Annotated in this window: 14 protein-coding genes, 1 pseudogene and 1 riboswitch; of the genes and pseudogenes, 8 read left to right on the forward strand and 7 right to left on the reverse strand. The window is 60.4% G+C overall.

Annotated elements, in window-relative coordinates; translation table 11 throughout:
• Positions 1-9: 9 nt before the first annotated feature.
• The 3 genes from MTX23_RS24805 to MTX23_RS24815 all read right to left on the reverse strand — a co-directional run bounded on the left by MTX23_RS24805 (position 10) and on the right by MTX23_RS24815 (position 3,854).
• Positions 10-1,050 carry a sugar-binding domain-containing protein gene (locus MTX23_RS24805; protein WP_280972784.1) on the reverse strand — a complete coding sequence of 347 codons (1,041 nt, stop codon included), beginning with the start codon at positions 1,048-1,050 and terminating at the stop codon, positions 10-12.
• A 565-nt stretch (positions 1,051-1,615) separates the two neighbouring features.
• A complete protein-coding gene (locus MTX23_RS24810) occupies positions 1,616-2,983 on the reverse strand; it encodes a phenylacetate--CoA ligase family protein (protein ID WP_280972785.1) in 1,368 nt (455 codons plus the stop codon).
• A 193-nt stretch (positions 2,984-3,176) separates the two neighbouring features.
• Positions 3,177-3,854, reverse strand: coding sequence for a protein-L-isoaspartate(D-aspartate) O-methyltransferase (locus MTX23_RS24815; RefSeq protein WP_280972786.1), 678 nt, complete (start codon positions 3,852-3,854; stop codon positions 3,177-3,179).
• Positions 3,855-4,676: 822 nt separating this feature from the next.
• Here MTX23_RS24815 and soxC point away from each other — a divergent pair.
• The 6 genes and pseudogenes from soxC (at position 4,677) to MTX23_RS24845 (ending at position 9,812) form a co-directional block, all read left to right on the forward strand.
• On the forward strand, positions 4,677-5,966 hold the full coding sequence (gene soxC, locus MTX23_RS24820; RefSeq protein WP_280978175.1) for a sulfite dehydrogenase: 1,290 nt from the start codon (positions 4,677-4,679) through the stop codon (positions 5,964-5,966).
• Positions 5,953-6,525 (forward strand): cytochrome c, encoded by a 573-nt coding sequence (locus MTX23_RS24825; protein ID WP_280972787.1) that lies wholly within the window; start codon positions 5,953-5,955, stop codon positions 6,523-6,525. Before soxC ends, MTX23_RS24825 begins: the two co-directional genes overlap by 14 nt.
• Positions 6,526-7,011: 486 nt before the next feature.
• Positions 7,012-7,347, forward strand: coding sequence for a transposase (locus MTX23_RS24830; protein WP_280972788.1), 336 nt, complete (start codon positions 7,012-7,014; stop codon positions 7,345-7,347).
• Positions 7,344-7,703, forward strand: a complete 360-nt coding sequence (gene tnpB, locus MTX23_RS24835; protein ID WP_280972789.1) for an IS66 family insertion sequence element accessory protein TnpB — start codon at positions 7,344-7,346, stop codon at positions 7,701-7,703. Before MTX23_RS24830 ends, tnpB begins: the two co-directional genes overlap by 4 nt.
• Positions 7,704-7,746: 43 nt before the next feature.
• Positions 7,747-9,195, forward strand: a pseudogene (locus tag MTX23_RS24840) (IS66 family transposase).
• 29 nt (positions 9,196-9,224) lie between these two features.
• Complete coding sequence (locus tag MTX23_RS24845) at positions 9,225-9,812, forward strand: UPF0149 family protein (protein ID WP_280972790.1); 588 nt, start codon at positions 9,225-9,227, stop codon at positions 9,810-9,812.
• A 157-nt stretch (positions 9,813-9,969) separates the two neighbouring features.
• On the opposite strand, the gene MTX23_RS24850 is transcribed toward MTX23_RS24845, so the two are convergent.
• Both MTX23_RS24850 and MTX23_RS24855 read right to left on the reverse strand, forming a co-directional pair.
• A complete protein-coding gene (locus tag MTX23_RS24850; protein ID WP_348637576.1) occupies positions 9,970-11,130 on the reverse strand; it encodes a HoxN/HupN/NixA family nickel/cobalt transporter in 1,161 nt (386 codons plus the stop codon).
• A gap of 39 nt (positions 11,131-11,169) precedes the next feature.
• Positions 11,170-11,383: riboswitch (cobalamin riboswitch) on the reverse strand.
• 153 nt (positions 11,384-11,536) lie between these two features.
• Positions 11,537-12,274: a hypothetical protein gene (locus MTX23_RS24855; RefSeq protein ID WP_280972791.1), complete on the reverse strand. Its 738-nt coding sequence runs from the start codon at positions 12,272-12,274 to the stop codon at positions 11,537-11,539.
• Positions 12,275-12,802: 528 nt separating this feature from the next.
• Here MTX23_RS24855 and MTX23_RS24860 point away from each other — a divergent pair.
• Positions 12,803-13,414 carry a mechanosensitive ion channel family protein gene (locus tag MTX23_RS24860; RefSeq protein ID WP_280972792.1) on the forward strand — a complete coding sequence of 204 codons (612 nt, stop codon included), beginning with the start codon at positions 12,803-12,805 and terminating at the stop codon, positions 13,412-13,414.
• A gap of 14 nt (positions 13,415-13,428) precedes the next feature.
• Positions 13,429-13,974, forward strand: coding sequence for a DUF4337 domain-containing protein (locus MTX23_RS24865; protein WP_280972793.1), 546 nt, complete (start codon positions 13,429-13,431; stop codon positions 13,972-13,974).
• Positions 13,975-14,321: 347 nt separating this feature from the next.
• Here the strand turns inward: MTX23_RS24865 and MTX23_RS24870 are convergent, their stop codons facing one another.
• Together MTX23_RS24870 and MTX23_RS24875 are read right to left on the reverse strand one after the other, a co-directional pair.
• Positions 14,322-14,924, reverse strand: a complete 603-nt coding sequence (locus tag MTX23_RS24870; RefSeq protein ID WP_280972794.1) for a plasmid pRiA4b ORF-3 family protein — start codon at positions 14,922-14,924, stop codon at positions 14,322-14,324.
• Entirely contained in the window at positions 14,921-16,480 is a 1,560-nt protein-coding gene (locus tag MTX23_RS24875; RefSeq protein ID WP_280972795.1) for an IS66 family transposase, read from the reverse strand. Before MTX23_RS24875 ends, MTX23_RS24870 begins: the two co-directional genes overlap by 4 nt.
• Positions 16,481-16,483: the final 3 nt, after the last annotated feature.

Raw genomic sequence — 16,483 nt, forward strand, 5'->3', positions numbered from 1 at the left:
GACAATCGTTTAGTCGCTTGTCCTCCGCAGATTAACTTTCGATACTTTACTCGCGGGCGCAATGCGCGCCTTGGGCGCTGCGCGGACCTTGCCAGCCTTCGGCTGCAACGCCAGCACGGCGCGGGCCAGCGAACTGTCCGCGATCAGCGTATTGATAAATCCGCCCCGCATGGCCGCAGCAAGGGCTCGTGCCTTCGCCGCGCCAGTGGCTACACCCAAGGTGGTTGGAATGCGGCGAACATCGGCAAGGCCAATCGTGATCAGCCGATCGTAGAGCTCGGTTCGTACGACCTCTCCGTCATCGTCAATGAAATAGGAAAAGACATCGCCGACGGCTCCTGCCCTTTTCAAGGACTTCAATTCCGTCGCGGAAATGTACCCGCTCGCGATTAGCATGGACTGAATTGCCGGCCTAATTGCGCCGATACCGACAATCGCCAAATCGAGCTCACCGTAATATCTAAAAGTATCGCGGATATTGCTATCCCGCATCAGCAGTTCGCGCGTCCGACTGTTATCGACGATTCCTGGCGCATGCAGCAGGATGGGCTGCACATGAAGCTTCTGCGCAAGGCGACGCGTGACTTCGTGGCAATCGAACTGCATCGACAGCCTTTTGTTGCCGCCCGTGATTTGCACGACCTTCGTATTCGAAAGATCTAGAGGCTCGAGCGCGTTAATTAGTTCAAATGTCGTACTCCCCCATCCCACTCCGATCGTCCGATGCACGCTTAGCCTGTCTCTAAGAAACGAGACCGCCGATCGGCAAGTCACCTGCTTCATCTGATCCGGTGAAATGTCGGGCGGCACATCGACGATCAGGGCTGTCTTGAGCTTGAACGCTGTTTCGAGCGCCTTCCGGAGCTCAACGTTTTCGCCAGATGGGACGCGGATCTCGATATTGACCACGCCTGTGGCGACGGCCGCCTTAAGAAGTCGACCAACGCGGTGCCTCGAAATACCGAGACGATTTCCGATCTCAGCCATGGTGAGGTGGCTGCGATAATAGTGATGCGACACCCGCATCATCAGGTCGTAAGGGGTCGCCATGGGGCGTACCATCTGAGCAGACGACGCTCAATTGTACGGCGAGGTGGAAGCGCAGGTCAATACACGCGCCAGGAAAGTGTCCTGGGCGTGCAAATAGGCTTTATTTCTTATGCCTTCCGCGCTTTAGGGTAACGACGACGGGAACGGAAAGAGGCTATCTTTAGGCGGGCTGCTGCAGATGAGTTCGCGGCGCTCAATATCGGGCACAGCGAGAGGCAGGGATCCCAAAATGGACAGGCCGATGCCACCGCGTGACCGCATGTTCGCGGCTTCCGTTCCGCGTCAGCACACCATCTGCACTGCATGAGCCTCTTGTGCCCGAGCCTTTTGCATATGCGAAGGGTACGCCGTCGCGGGTTCAGCTTTTACGTCCTTAAATGCGAATATTGGAAGACCACGAACCTCAGATCGGGCGAAAGCCACGGTTATCGCGGAGACACGGAAGGAAGTGCAACTTGTAGCTGGCGGCTCGGCGACGGGGTGCACCGGGCAGCAACGGATCCACAAAGATTGCGGGTGCAGCCGCTTTAGCAGCAGCGCGATCCGCCCCAAGTCTCATGAGTCTTCAAGCACCCAGAACCAGTGGGATCACGGTGCGGTACTTTCCGGCGGAGGATGGAACTGGCGGTTCGGCGCCCAACTCAACAGACACGTGACCAAGCCCATGCTCATTCAGCAGCTTGGTCAATTCGGAATGTACCGCCCGCCAAACCCGGTTTGGGTCCGCGTCGGCTGCGGGACGCAAGCGAACGCGCAATTGTGTTGGCGCAGTCTGCACTATCTGAAACAACTCCACACCGGGTACATGATCGATCTCAAGCGCGAGCAGTGGCACTGCAACTTTCTCGCCGCGTTCGGTTGGAAACGTAAGGATGTCGGCGGCGCGGCCCCGCACGCGGATCGCCGGAAGCGGGTTGCCGCAAGGGCAAGGATCAGGTCGTTGCAGGATGCGGTCGCCGAGATCGTAGCGGAGGATCGGCTGCACGCGATTGGCGAGGTTGCTCACGAGGACCGTATGCGACTCCTCGCCGGGCGGAACCGGCCGATAGTTCGCATCGACGGGTTCGAGGATCACCCAATCGCTGTTGACGTGCTGCCAACCGTGTTCACAGCCGATGGCCATGAACAGGCATTCCGTCGCGGCGTAAACGGTCCGGACCTTGGCGTGGAATGCCCTTGCGATCCGGTCGTATCCGTCCTGCAAAAGCCCTTCCGAACTCGGAAGGACCAGCACCGGCCGAATATGCAGGCGACCGCCCTCCTGCTCGGCGGCCAATAGTGCCATGACGCTGGCGTATCCGACGAGCAGCGCCGGACGGAACCGATTGAGTTCGGCGACCAGATCGCGCAACGGCGCCTGTGCCGGGAGCGCCCGGAATCGTCGGGCCGACCATTTTGTGCGGATTGCAGCAAAGCTGGTTGCGCCGATGTAATGGCCCCCCATTGCCAGCACCGACGCCGCGCGGCCGCCGCGGACGAGAAGACGAAACATGTCGCTGGCGCTAAGCCAGCCCATCATCATGCGCAGCGAAAAAGCGAGCGTCACCGTCCAATTGGGTTTGTCCAACAGAAATATTCCAGGTGTCCCCGTGCTGCCCGAAGTGGTTGCCACCGAATACTTGCCAATGAGCCGTTGCCCGATCAGCTCAGGGTTATCGACGAACGCTTGCACTGCCGCGAAACTAACCTCGCGGTCGGTGACCCAGTCGTCAAAATGACGCATTAGCTCTTGCTTATTGACCACCGGCAGCACGGACGAGCACTCAATCCGCTCCGGTAGACCCTGATAGAGTTCGCGATAATAGGGCGAATTGGCGCGAGCGAAGGCCACGACCTCGCGAAGGCGAGCGCGTTGTCGCTGCGCGATGGCGTTGAGACCTTGTGTCCTTGCGCGGCGCGCATCGAGCAACACTGATGAGATGCTTTCGCTCATGATAAGCGAACCCACTGCAGGCGAGCGCGTGGCGATGACATTCGACTTCGAACAACCGAGCCCGCCGTCGAGACATTGGCCTATAGTGACCTCGCGCGGTCGGAGTACACGTCGCGCGACATCTCGCCGGTCGCGGGGCGACCGCGGCTGATGCTCTCGATCATTGTGCGTTACGGATGCATCACCGGGCTCATCACAAGTCGGATCCAGTCCCTTCGAGTTGAGAGAACCGAACGGACAGAATCTCTTTCATCGTCATTCTGCCGTTGGCGAGCTTCTCGGCCAGAATGAGCTTCTGCGCGTCGGGCAGGCCGGCCGGTATCACCATTTTTCCACCCGCTTTCAATTGGTGGATCAGCGGAGGAGGAATGAGATCGGGAGCGGCCGTCACGATCACCTTGTCAAAGGGTGCGTGCTCTGACCAACCGTGATAGCCATCGGCAATTTTGAGTTCGACATTGCTGCAGCGCTGCTGTCGGAGTCGTTGTTTCGCCGCTTGGCCAAGCTCTTCGATGATTTCAACGGAGTATACTTTGCGCGCCAGCTGCGCGAGGATGGCGGCCTGATAGCCAAGACCGGTACCGATTTCGAGAACGCTGTCGTGGGGCTCGATGTCGAGCAGATCGGTCATTAAGGCGACGATAAACGGCTGCGAGATCGTCTTTGCGAAGCCGATGGGAAGTGGAATATTGGCATATGCATAGGGCTGAAGTTCGATTGGCACAAACTTATGCCGCGGCACCTTGCCCATGGCAGTCATGACGTGTTCGTCAAGAACACTCTTGCCGATGGTGCCACGCAGCGTAAAGGCGCTGGCGGCGATGACCGCGAGCATGTCTTCACGCAGGACCTCAAGGTCTTCTGCTCGCATTGACACCTTTCACGGGCGATCGCAAAGCTTGCCCGACCTGATGCTCGCGGCGGTTTGCCGCGGATCGCATCGGCATTGCGGAAAACCAAATCAGCGCTGGCCGCGCGCGCACATGAACAGGCTATTGCAATACCCGGCCACCTGTCACGACGGCTCCCGCGGACGATGCGGGCGAGGGTTCCTCAAGTGGAACCCTGTCGCCCATGACGTGCTGAGGACCGTGAGACCGTGCAGGTGATTGAGGAGCGGAGACGCCTTCGAACGAGCTGGAAAGATTGTACAATTTCCGAGCTGCCCTTGAACTGGACATGTCGAAATCTTCGGGGCGGAGCGGGTAGCGACCATGCCGTTGGTAGGCATTTTTTTACCAGCAATCCGGCACCGTTCCTTTGCTCACGCTACCCCATTTACATTTCAAGGCTCGCGCTGCTGCAGCGCGCCGGCGCGCTGAACGTGTGCGGGCGCTCCGTCACCACCTTGCGCCTGGCGAGACGACAGAAGGTGCCTTGGTCTCGGCCTCCCCAGCTGTTTGCGATGTCATCCACCTTAAACGCGAGATACAAGGGGTCGCGGTGTTTGCCGACACGACAATCGAAATTAGGCAGAGCTTTCTACCCTTTAGCGGGATATCATGAGCGCGGAGGCCGATGAGAGCCAGAAAATTTCAGGGAGGAGGTCGTGAACAACGCGCCCGCTCTGATATTGGACGACAGGACCCGGCGAATGATTGATGAGATCATCACCGCCGAAGCGCGTCACTTGGCGCAACGCCGCGCACAGGGTGAACGCCGCGCACAGGGTGAATGCGCCTGCAAAGAGGGAATGTTCCCTGGCCGTGTGCCAACCGATCGCCGTGCATTCCTGTTTGCCGCCGGATCGACCGCGGGCGCCGCAGCTGCGGCCGTGCTTGGCAGCACGGCTCGTGCCGCAGACCAGAGGGCGCCGCCCGGCGCGCAGTATTTCGAGATTCCGGCCGATCCGACCAAAGAATTGGGGCGCGCGGTCGCGGCCGACGGCGGATATGGATCGCGGTCACAGTTCGAAAGCGAGGTGCGCTGGCGGTACCCTACGCCCAACGAATACACCTCGTGGAGCATGACGCCGCTCGACAAAATGCTCGGCAATCTGACGGCTTCGGGGCTGCATTTCGAACGTCACCACGGCGGTATCCCGACCATCGATCCGTTGCGGCACATGCTGCTTGTGCACGGCATGGTGAGTACGGCCAAGAAGTTCTCGATGGCGGACATAAAGCGGTTTCCCTCTGTGACCCGCAAGTATTTTATCGAATGCTCGGGCAATGGCCTGACCGAGTGGAACAAGCCGACGCTGAAGACCGTACAGGGCACGCATGGCCTGCTTAGCACCTCCGAATGGACCGGCGTACAGTTTGCCACCATCGCCCGCGAAGTTGGCCTCGATGACGGCGGCACGTGGGTGCTCGCTGAGGGCGCCGATGCGGCGGTGATGACGCGCAGCATCCCGCTGGAGAAGATGCTTAAGGATGGGCTCCTCGCCTACGGTCAGAATGGCGAGGCAATCCGTCCGGAGCAGGGCTACCCGCTGCGGCTGATCCTGCCGGGCTATGAAGGCAATACGCACATCAAATGGCTTCGCCGGCTTGAGGTCAGCGACAAGCCGTTCATGACCCGCGAAGAGACATCGAAATACACCGACCTGATGGCTCACGGGAAAGCGCGCCAATTTACTTTCGAAATGGAGGCGAAGTCGGTCATCACCTTCCCTTCGGGCGAGATGAAGCTGCCAGGACCTGGCTTCTACGATGTCACTGGTCTCGCATGGTCGGGCCGCGGCCGCGTCGAGTCGGTGGAAGTGTCGAGTGACGCCGGCAAGACCTGGTATCCGGCCCATATGGAGTCGATCCCGGAACCGATCTGCACCGTACGCTTCAGCTTTCCCTGGATCTGGGACGGCAAGCCCGCCGTGCTGCAAAGCCGCTGCACCGACGAGACCGGCTATATTCAGCCTACCCTGGCGCAACTGGTCGCCATCCGCGGAGCGAACGGGCCGTTCGGCTCGATCTATCATCTGAACGCCATCCAGAGCTGGGCCGTCGCCGCCGATGGGAGTGTGACCAATGTTCACGCGTGACGCCTGCGTCGGCGCAGCGTCGCTGTGCCTGGCTGCTCTTCCATTGACGGTTGGCGCGCTGGCGCAGGACACTCCTCCCTTCGGCTTCGGATCGCCGACGACGCAGCAAGAGCTTGCGAAATTCTTTGCGATCCCGCCTGACGGACGCGGCTTGCCGCCGGGCAGCGGCGACGCCACCTTGGGCGCCAAGATCTATGCGCAGAACTGCGCCTCTTGCCACGGCGATCATCTGGAAGGCAATCCGGCGAAGGGCGTCGGCGGCGACAAACTGATCGGAGGGCGCGGCACGCTTGCCACAAAAACTCCGATCAAGACTGTCGAAAGTTACTGGCCCTATGCCACGACACTTTTCGATTACGTGAAGCGGGCGATGCCGTTCAACGCGCCCGGGTCGCTAAGCGACGACGACGTTTATAGCGTCGTCGCCTATATCCTTGCGCAAGCAACGATCATCAATCCGACCGAGACGATGAATGCGATCACCTTGCCCAAAGTGGTTATGCCCAATCGCGACGGCTTCGAGCCGGATCCGCGACCGGAGATGCAGCTTTATCGGTAAGCGGTAAGGAACGTTTTGCGAAGACTCGCACGAAGCAGAGCGCGACCGCGGCAAGCCATTCGCCGCAGCGCGAAGCGCAATGCATCGTAGAACACCAATTCACCATGTGGACCTATGCGTGGCGGTCTCCACCGTTGCGGCTCTGCTGACATCCTGTCAAAAATTACTGAGAATAAACATTCGGGAGGATCAGGTGGCTCTCAACGGGCGTTCCCGCGTCATTACCGAAGGTGACGCACGCGCAACAAACCGTTCCATGTTGTATCCTGTCGGGTTTACGGTAACCGGCATGAGGGCCTCACCTCGCAGTGACGAAGCTTGTCTGCGATACAGGCTGGCAAGAGCTGATCGGTGGAGGTGGCGCGATGGCAAATGCCATGCTTGATGCCAGGCAGGAAGGTGACTCTTGTCGCCGCGTTGAGGTGATCACTGGGGAGCGGCGACAGTGGACGAGCGAGGAGAAGGCCCGGATCGCGGCGGAGAGCTTTGAAGGAGGGGGCGAACATCTCCGAGGTGGCGCGACGCAATGGCGTTTCCCGCGGACTGCTCACGGTGTGGCGAAGCCAGGTAGCGGCGGCGGTGGCCGGCAAAGCCCAGAACTTCGTGCCGATCCAAATTGGCGCCGAGAGCGATGGCGGGAGGGTTGGCAAGTCCCAATGTATTTCGCCGGTACAGACGAAACCCGTGGAGATTGCCACGCCGCCGGCGAAGGTCTGTGGAGTGGTTGAGATCGAGGTGAACGGGGCGCGCATCCGGGTCGAGCCGCGGGTGGAACTGGCGACGCTTTCGGTGGTGCTATCGGCGCTTCGAGGGATCCGGTGATTGCTCTACGGTCAGACCTCAAGGTGGTGCTGGCGGCCCAGCCGGTCGACTTTCGTAAGTCGGTGCATACGCCGTCGGCGCTGGTGAGCGAAGCACTGCGCGCGAACCCATATTGCGGCGACGTCTTTGTGTTCCGCAGCAAGCGCATGGACAGAGTGAAGCTTCTGGCGTGGGACGGCAGCGGCATGGTGTTGGTAACGAAGTGGTTGCACCAGGGGCGTTTCACCTGGCCGCCGATCCGCGACGGCGTTGTGCATCTCAGTGCGACGCAGCGTGCGATGCTACTCGACGGGCTCGAGTGGACGCGTGTGTCGCCCAAGCCTGTGAAGCGCCGGCCATTGTCGGCTGAGAAGTGAGGATTTCACTGGAGCATGGGTCGCACGGATGTATCGTCTGGTCATCGCGATTCGCCCCGACGCTCTCCCGACCGATCCGGCAGCTCTGACCGAGACGGTGCTCGCGCTTGACGCTGAGAACGAGACGCTGCGCGTAGCAATGCAGACGTTCAAGGACATGATCTTCGGGAAGCGCTCGGAGCGGCTTGCCGCGCTCGTGGCCGAGCAGCTCGCGCTTGAGCTTGGCGATCTTGAGACCGACGTCACGCCGCCTGCAGCTGCCAACGACGATGCAGCTGCGGCAAAGCCGCCCGGCAAGCCACTGCGGAAGAAGGCGCGCCGCAACATCGGCGCACTTCCAAAGCACCTGCCGCGCTGCGAGCAGGTGCTGGAGCCGGAGGCGACCGCGCCCGTGTTGCCAGGGCCAGCTTCACAAGATCGGCGAGGACGTCAGCGAGGTGCTGGACATCATCCCGGCGATCCTGCGGGTGCTGCGGACGGTTCGTCCCAAATACGGCTGCCGCCGCTGCACCGATGGTGTGATCCAGCGAAGGTGCTGCCGCGCCTGATCGAGAGCGGCATGGCTTCGACCGCACTCGTGAGCCACGTGGTAGTCTCGAAGTTCGCCTGGTATCTGCCGCTGTACCGACAGGTGCAAATTCTGGCCGGCCAGGGTGTCCATCTCGACCGGGCGACGCTCGCCGGCTGGGTGAAGCGTGCGGCCTGGTGGCTCAGGAGCCTCTATGCGCTCCAGCTGCGCACGATCCAGGCCGCGCCGCGCCTGTTCTGCGACGAGACGCCGATGCCGGTGCTCGATCCCGGACGACATCGCCCGCGCATCTGCCAGTTCTGGGCGCATGCCATGGATGACCGGCCATGGGGCGGTCCCTCGCCGCCGGCGGTGGCCTACGTATTCGCCGACGGCCGCGGCACGGCGGAGATCGCCAGACAGTTGATGGGCTTTTCCGGCATTCTGCAGGTCGACGGTTATGCCGCCTACAAAGCGCTCGCCCGCGATCATGGCGGCGCGATCATCGAAGCAGAGATCCGTGGCAGCAGTGCCGAGCAGCGGCTGGCCACCCGCCGCACCAGGTCCGCTCCATTGATGGAGGCGCTCGGGACGCGCCTGACCGCAATGCTCGGCCAGCTCTTCTCCCAATCGAAGCTGGCGGAGGCCATCAACTACGCACTCAATCACTGGGACGGGTTGACGCTGTTTCTCCGCGACGGCCGTGTCGAGGCTGACAGCAACACAGTCGAGCGTTCCATGCGCCCGATTGCGATGGGAAGACGCAACTCATTGTTCAGCGGCAGCGAAGGCGGCGCCGAGAGCTGGGCGATCCTGGCGTCGCTCGTGAACACGGCAAAACTCCATTAGCTCGACCCGCAGGCCGACCTGACCGATGTGCTGGAGCGCATCGTGTCCGGGCGAACCAAGAGCCATCAACTGCACGAGCTGCTCGCCTGGAACTGGAAGGCGGCGCGCCGGCACACACCGCAGGCAGCGGCATGAGCCCACGTCGCCATAAGGCAGCATCGTCGATGGCGTCAGCCGCGATGTCGCTTGCGGAGCTCGAGCGATGTCTCCAGGATCGCGTCGATCGCCATCCTGCCGCCACCAGCATTCCCATGCTCGACGGCTATACCGCCGCGATCGTAGCCGGACCGGTGTCGATGCCCGCTCGATTGGATCTGCCCGCTGCTCGCGATCGATGCCGACGCTTTCAACCATGGCGGCACGCCGGAGTTCGCCGCGATCTCCGCCGTCGCGCTGCGCCACAACGACATCAGCAACACCCTCTCACTGCCCCCGATCGGTTCGAGCCGATGCACCGGTGCGACCCCAGCGGCAACATCGATGCGCATCCCTGGTGCCAGGGTTTCTATGCCGCGATGCGGCTCAGACTGTCGGCGTGGGCGCCGTTGCTCGACGTCAACAACGTCAATCACGGCCTGCTGCTGCCCATCCTGCTGTATTGTCGCGACGATCAGGCCCGTCCGCTGCTCGGACCGCTACGAAGCGGTCGCGAAACCGAGGATTTCCTCCGTAACGCCCACCTCGATATCCCAGCCGTCGTCGAGGCGCTGCGCCAGCACTGGATGCCCATCCGCTACGCACGCAACCGCTAATCATCGCGGACGTGGGAGCTCATACCGGTTACCTTTGTCATCGGGCTCATCATCGCTGTGATCGCGGCCGTGGAGCTATGGCTGCTGCGTCACATGCCGCACTCAAAGGCCTAAGCAGCTTAGCCGCAGTCGGAGCGGCTCGAAGCGGAAATGACGCTCAATCCGATGCAGTCTCCTTCTCGAGCCCCAGCCAACGATAAATCCCAAAGGACAAAGCCCAGCTCGCCAGAAACAAGCCGACAACCAGATACCCGAAGTTAGCAAGGCTTTCGCTAATATCGGAAACTGCAACCCAGAATTCCCCCTCTAGTTGGAATTTGCTTGCAATCAGCCCTAGGGCCTCGACCCCTCCAATCAGGAGCGCGACCACGACAGAGATGGCAGTGATAGTAAGGTTGTACCAGAGCTTTCTGACCGGATTGAGAAAGGCCCAGCCGTAGGCACCCACCATCAAGACGCTGTCGGTTGTATCAACGAGCGTCATGCCCGCTGTAAACAACGCAGGAAAAACCATCACATTGCCGAAGCTCAGTCCGCCAGTTGCTTGGCCGGCGGCCACAGTGAAGAGGCTGATTTCAGTCGCCGTGTCGAAGCCTAGTCCGAACAATAGACCCACTGCCAGCATCTGCCAGCTTGCCGTTACCATGCGGAACAGGGGCCGAAGAATTCGAGACATGAAGCCCGTGCCCGACAAGAACAGGTCGATTTCTTCACCGTGCGCATCGCCACCGCGTCGTGCCCGCTGAAAATTCTGCCAGACGCCACGCAGGATCACGAGATTGATAGCGCCGACCGAGAGCAGGAAGAATGCGGATGCGGCGGTCCCGATGATGCTACCGACGGACTTGAATTGCTGGAACTGGCCTTGCAGCGCAAATGCGGCGGCGGCAATCGCCGCGACAGCTAGTGCAATCGAGAGCGAGTGCCCGAGCGAGAAAAACAAGCCCACCGCGAGCGGGTGCTTTCCTTCCTGCATCAACTTGCGGACTACATTGTCGATTGTCGCGATGTGATCGGCATCTACGGCGTGTCGAAGGCCGAGGACATAGGCGAGTACAGCGGTCCCTAGCAGCGTTGGACGGTCTGAGAAAGCAACTACGGCCCATGTAACGGCCAGAACATTGAATGTCAGCAAAAAGGCGTAGAGAGCGACAATTCTTGATCGAGAGACGACTGATCTGTCGTCGATAGCGAATTTCAGATACGTCAGCATGACGCAGCCTTCACCTGATCCCGAGGCGCGCCAAAATTTAACGGGATGAATAAGCTGAAAGCCAATGCGGCCCTCCATCTGCGAGACAAACCGAACAATCGTCATCACAGCGCGAGAACCGCCCCTAGCGCGCGCACCGCACGCCGGATGGATGACTGTTCAGGCCGGTCTCCTGACTTGCGGGTCGTCGCTCGGTTTTCCGCCTTCCCGGGCTAAGAGGCTCAGTGGCTTCCTGGAAAAGAGCTAACCGCCTACAGTTGCGGGCGCAGCTGCGGATTTGGCTTCGCGTTTGCGATACCTCACCGCATTCCCATGTCGCTGGTCTCTCGACCAACGAACCTGAACTGCCCGATCATCACGCTAACTTCGGAGTTGTCAATACAGCCGGAAGCCTTCCGTTTTGTAGATACGGATACGTAGGGCACGACCCGATTTCAGCTTTGTGTTACAACCGGTAAGGCTCGGAACGAGCACATGATTCTGCTACTCTTCCAAGACCCGACAATGTTACTCAAACTGGAGCGTGGCGGTCGCCGCTGCCGCGCCGCTGTGCCAATTGGTCGTCGGCCGTCGCCTGCTTGCCACGCGCAATTCCGCGATGCATGCGCGTGCCGCGCCGCTCGATTTGCGAATACGGAATTTCTTTGCAGTTGAGCCGCGCCCGCGCCTCGGGCTTCAGGAAATAGATATAGCGCATCTGATAGCCGTCGAGCGGTTCGCCCTGGCCGGACCATGAGCCGCCGGTTTTCGCAAAATGCTTTGCGCGGTTCTTGCCGGTGACTTGCGTCATTTTGTGCGTCACCGAGCCGTCGGGCAGTCGCAGCAGGCTTTTGTTCTGCTTGATCCCCGTGAGCGTGAAGCCGGCCGCGCGATAGATCGTCCCGTCGCCGCACTGGCATCCATCGGCGAACGAGATCACCCACTCGATGTGCGGATAATGCTTTTTGATCATCCGCAGCGCGATCGAGAGCGCGCGGCTTTCGCTGTTGCGGGGCAGCGCTTCCGAGAACGCCAGCCGGTTCAATTCGAGAAAGCCATTCCAAGCAGTATCGCGCACCAGCCCGAGAATGTTGCCCTTGTCTATCGACGGGCCGAATGTCATCGCGCCTTCAAGCCGCCCGCCGATAAAAACGCCGAGCGCGAGGAACGCATTGTTGACGGCCTTGTGGCTGTAGTGCAGCCGGATGATCAGCGCGTCGGCCTCTTTTTTCGCGATCGGCGCGACGGGGATGTCCCTAGCCTGTCCCATGGTTAGTCACTGAGTTCGTAGCGCATGATTCGAGACTCCGGTTCGGGGGTTGCGGCGGTACATCAACCCACAACGGCCCGTCGCGGAGGCGCCAATGCTCAGTGAGACATGCGGAAGCGGCCGAACGTCCGGTTTGCGCCACAAGCGTCCCTTCCCGAGACGGGACGTTTTGACCCGGACCGTAGTTTTCGATCTGCGGGACAGAATAAGGGCAACCACTCCGTCCCGAAACCGCGACCACTCCCGTAGCGGAGTCTAATGCGTAAGTGCGCTGGGGGGCTGCTGAAGCCCCTCAGGCGCGGCTCCTGTAGCAGGCGCCGCCCTCGGACAAACGACTCGAATCTCACGATACCTTTGAAGCGCTCCCCCATTTCCTTCGACAACAACGCGGCCGGCTCCCGGACCGCGCGGACGTCGCTGGAAACGGCTCGGTCCTCCCTAGTAGTTAGTCGGAACTCGCAAGGCGATATTCGCGTTCTAATAGGGTCGATCGTGTGTCTTGCTCCAAATGACTGGTTGACCTTAGCCATGACCCAGGTCGCCGAATGGCTTGATCACCATAACATCAATATCGTGACCGTCGCCGGGACCGTCGTGATCCTGATTGCGGCTGCAATCATCGTTCTTGTCCTCAGCCGGCTTCTTCAGCGGTGGCTGTCATATCTCCAGGGTCGCATAGAGCTGACCAATGAGACCAATCTTATCATCAACCGCATCGTCGTTGTCGTTCTCTGGATCCTAACCGCGTTTGCCGTTCTCAACGTTTGGGGTGTCGGACTTGGTGGTATCTGGGCGGTTCTGGTCAGCGTCATAACGGTTATTGGCGTGGGCTTCCTTGCCACCTGGGCGATGGTCAGCAATTTTACCGCCAGCTTCTTTCTTTTGCTCTGGCGGCCGTTTCATTTCGGCCAGACCGTCGAGATTCTTCCTGAGAATTTGAAGGGACGGGTTACCGAGCGGAATCTGGTGTTCACGACACTACGCGAAGAGAGCGGAAGTGTGCTGCAGATTCCAAATAACCTCTTCTTTCAGAAGATGTTTAGAGTGAGCGGTCGTGCCGTGGCTTCGACGGATGGTCCGCGCAAGCATGCCGGCTCTGCTCCTCTCGCTCCCGAGATGGACGATGCCACCAGACAATGAGTCGGTGCAGACAAATGGGTGATGAGCTGGACGTTCCGCATATTCCCGCCGGGGATCATCCGCTCGGCAAGTGGGTTGCAATCTTCACCGCAATCGTTGCGACTATGGGCGGCATCGTAGGCCACGAGGCCAGTCATATCGCAAACGAAGCGATCCTTGATAAGAACCAGGCGGTGTTGAAAAAGACCGATGCTTCCAATCAATGGGCCTACTACCAAGCGGTCAGCACCAAGTCGCACCTGATGGAATTGGCTAAGGAATTGACACCTCCACAAAGCCATCCGGGCTATGACGAAAAACTCGCGAAATATGCTCAGCAGAAGGATGAGATTCAGCAGAGGGCCAACGGGCTTGAGGAGCAGGTCAAGGCGGCGGACGCAAAGAGTGCGGCCCTACGGGAGCCACGGCAAAGCTTGTTTCTTGCGCTCGCCCTGTTTCAAATCGCAATTAGCGTCGCTTCTGTGACCGCATTAACTCGACAGGCATGGCTGTTTGCAATCGCAGGATTGGGAGCCCTGAGCGGCATCGGGTTTTGGATATCAGCTATCGCAAGCCACTGAAAAAGACCGCCTTGTTCTTGCGCCGCTGAAGTTTCTGCTGAGATCGCTGCAGTGCGTGAGTCTATTCGTGGCCATTCGCGTCATTTCGGCGCATTGCGGTACTTGGTCGGTATCGGGGCATAGCGGACATCAGTAAGCCGCACCAATCAAACTCGATTTATGCGACGCGCCCTAGATATTCGGCGCAGATCGCGGCGAGCGCATTGCCTTGCGGCGATCGGTTGGGATTGTCCGGGTCGTGCGGCTTGGTCGCCTTGGCGATGGCGCGCTCGACGATCCCGAATTGATCCCCGTACAGAATGAACGGTAAGCGTGGCGCTGCGGCCCTTTCGATTGGCGCTTGACGCCTATTTTGACCGCGTGACGCGACGCCGCGGCTTCCATTCGTCGGACAAAGCGTTGACGGCGGCCTCGATCGCCTTCCGGTCGACAACGTTGGGATCAAACTGCTCCGGACCCCAGAGGCGCATTTGTTCGTGCTCCGGATGGGCGGGGTCGCCGATGGCATCGAGGTATTCGGCATAGCCTGGCGCACCGCCGACGTCTTCCGGAGGACAACGACCGGCGGCATCGAGCAAGAATGGAAGACCGTCCGTCGACGTGTTGTCGAACCACTTTTCGAGCTTGATCACATGATCCCAGCTGTCGCCAAGGTCATAGAGATAATGGATCGTCTTGGCGCCGGTTTCGCGAACGATATCGGAGAGCCGCGCCTTGCTGGCATCGATCGGCTGGGGGCCAAAATCACCGTCGGGATCGGGGATGCCCCAACGCTGTTCGCCAGCGTGGAACTCGAAGAGATGGCTATTCGTCCAGCCAAACGCCGCCTGAAGCGTCAGATGCAGCCGATCAAGGCGCAGCGTGAACGGCACGACAAGGCGACGCATCACCTCCGGTTTCACGTCCTTGAGGGTTACCTTGATCCGGACGGCGGTCGTGTTGAGGCTCATGCCGCCAACCTCGGATCGTGTGCATGCATCGTGTAGGTCGACGCCCAGGGAAGCAGTTCGTCCAGTCGCGCCGCAGGCCAGCCATTAACGAGCTTCGCGAGGACGTCGGTAAGCCAGTGCTCGGCGCTGAGGCTATTGAGCTTACAGGTCTCGATTAACGAAGCTAGTACTGCCCAACTCTCGGCGCCCTCGTCGCAACCGGCAAAAAGGGAGTTCTTGGCGTTGAGCTTGATCGGCCGCATTGCACGCTCGACCGCATTGGTGTCCATCTCGATGCGCCCGTCATCAAGGTAGAGCGTTAGGCCGTCCCAATGACGCAGCGCATAACGCAAAGCCTTCGCCGTGTCGCTCTTTTGTGCAAGGTAATCAAGCTTGGCCTCAAACCACTGCTTCAAGGCTGTAGCCAGAGGTCGGGCATGCGCCTGCCTGCCAGCACGGCGCTCGGCATCCGATCGGCCGCGGAGCGCTTTCTCGACCGCGTAAAGTTGGGCGATGCGCGCAAGAGCCTCGCGGGCAACCGGAGCCGGCGCCGGCGAAGCCTCGCGCTCGATCTTCACAAACTGACGCCGTAGATGCGACCAGCAGAACGCGAGCGCACCGGACAGGGCGTCCGCACGCGTCTCTCGTGTCATGGTCTTGTAAGCCTCATAGCCATCGCAATGGATGATGCTACGGTAGCCTTCGAGCAGCCTCAAGCCATGGACGGCGCCGCGGCCCGGTGCATAGGCATAGATCACCCCAGGTGGGTCAGGTCCGGCCCAAGGCCGGTCATCGCGCGAGAGCGCCCAGAAGTAGCTGGTCCTGCCACGCCCCGGATCCAACACTGGCGCCGGGGTCTCATCGACACAAAGCTTTGCGGAGGCAAGCAAAACCTCGCGCAGACGGCGCCACAAGGGCTTCAGCTCCTGGGCAGCATAGCCGACCCAGAAGGCGAGCGTGGAACGATCAATGGCGATACCGTGCGTCGCCGGCATCTGCGCCTGGCGGTAGAGAGGCAAATGCCAATGATACTTGGCGTCGATCACATGCGCGACGAGCCGCTCGGTAGGCAATCCACCCCTGATCGGTCGCTCGGGAGCAGCGTGCTGGAGAACGACGCCCTGGCAGACGCGGCAAGCCAGCTTGGGCCGGCGGGTCACAATCACTCGGTATTGCACCGGAACGACGTCGAGCCTCTGACTTTCATCGTGACCAATCTCAAAGAGATCGCCTTTGCAGCACGGGCAACAGGTTTCAGCCGGCATCAGGGTTTCGATGATGCGCGGCAAATGCTCCGGAAGCTGACCACGGTTGGCTCTGCGCTTGGCAGTTCTCTTCTCGCGGGCTCTGGGATTGGCGCGATCCTCAGCTGCTTCGAGAGCCGCGACGGCCTCTTCGATGTCCTCCAGAACAAGCTGTAGCTGATCAGCGTCCAGCTTTTCCGACGATCGACCGAACTGCGCATCTTTTGCAAGCTTGAGCAACCGCTCGAGCCTGGCGCAGCGATCCAGCAGAGCCGCGGCAAAGACACGCAACTCGGCTGGATCGCTCGGCAGCTCATCAGGCAAATCACTCATTGG

The organism is Bradyrhizobium sp. ISRA436, assembly GCF_029910015.1.
In the GTDB taxonomy this organism is placed as follows: Bacteria; Pseudomonadota; Alphaproteobacteria; order Rhizobiales; family Xanthobacteraceae; genus Bradyrhizobium.

What these genes read in the sequence shown, in the direction of transcription:
- MTX23_RS24825 (WP_280972787.1), top strand. Translation starts at nt 5,953, where the DNA reads ATGTTCACGCGTGACGCCTGCGTCGGCGCAGCGTCGCTGTGCCTGGCT.
- MTX23_RS24810 (WP_280972785.1), bottom strand. Translation starts at nt 2,983, where the DNA reads ATGAGCGAAAGCATCTCATCAGTGTTGCTCGATGCGCGCCGCGCAAGG.
- MTX23_RS24850 (WP_348637576.1), bottom strand. Translation starts at nt 11,130, where the DNA reads ATGACGATTGTTCGGTTTGTCTCGCAGATGGAGGGCCGCATTGGCTTT.
- MTX23_RS24870 (WP_280972794.1), bottom strand. Translation starts at nt 14,924, where the DNA reads ATGAGCCTCAACACGACCGCCGTCCGGATCAAGGTAACCCTCAAGGAC.
- MTX23_RS24845 (WP_280972790.1), top strand. Translation starts at nt 9,225, where the DNA reads ATGGCGTCAGCCGCGATGTCGCTTGCGGAGCTCGAGCGATGTCTCCAG.
- soxC (WP_280978175.1), top strand. Translation starts at nt 4,677, where the DNA reads ATGTTCCCTGGCCGTGTGCCAACCGATCGCCGTGCATTCCTGTTTGCC.
- MTX23_RS24865 (WP_280972793.1), top strand. Translation starts at nt 13,429, where the DNA reads ATGGGTGATGAGCTGGACGTTCCGCATATTCCCGCCGGGGATCATCCG.
- MTX23_RS24875 (WP_280972795.1), bottom strand. Translation starts at nt 16,480, where the DNA reads ATGAGTGATTTGCCTGATGAGCTGCCGAGCGATCCAGCCGAGTTGCGT.
- MTX23_RS24805 (WP_280972784.1), bottom strand. Translation starts at nt 1,050, where the DNA reads ATGGCGACCCCTTACGACCTGATGATGCGGGTGTCGCATCACTATTAT.
- MTX23_RS24855 (WP_280972791.1), bottom strand. Translation starts at nt 12,274, where the DNA reads ATGGGACAGGCTAGGGACATCCCCGTCGCGCCGATCGCGAAAAAAGAG.
- MTX23_RS24815 (WP_280972786.1), bottom strand. Translation starts at nt 3,854, where the DNA reads ATGCGAGCAGAAGACCTTGAGGTCCTGCGTGAAGACATGCTCGCGGTC.
- MTX23_RS24860 (WP_280972792.1), top strand. Translation starts at nt 12,803, where the DNA reads ATGACCCAGGTCGCCGAATGGCTTGATCACCATAACATCAATATCGTG.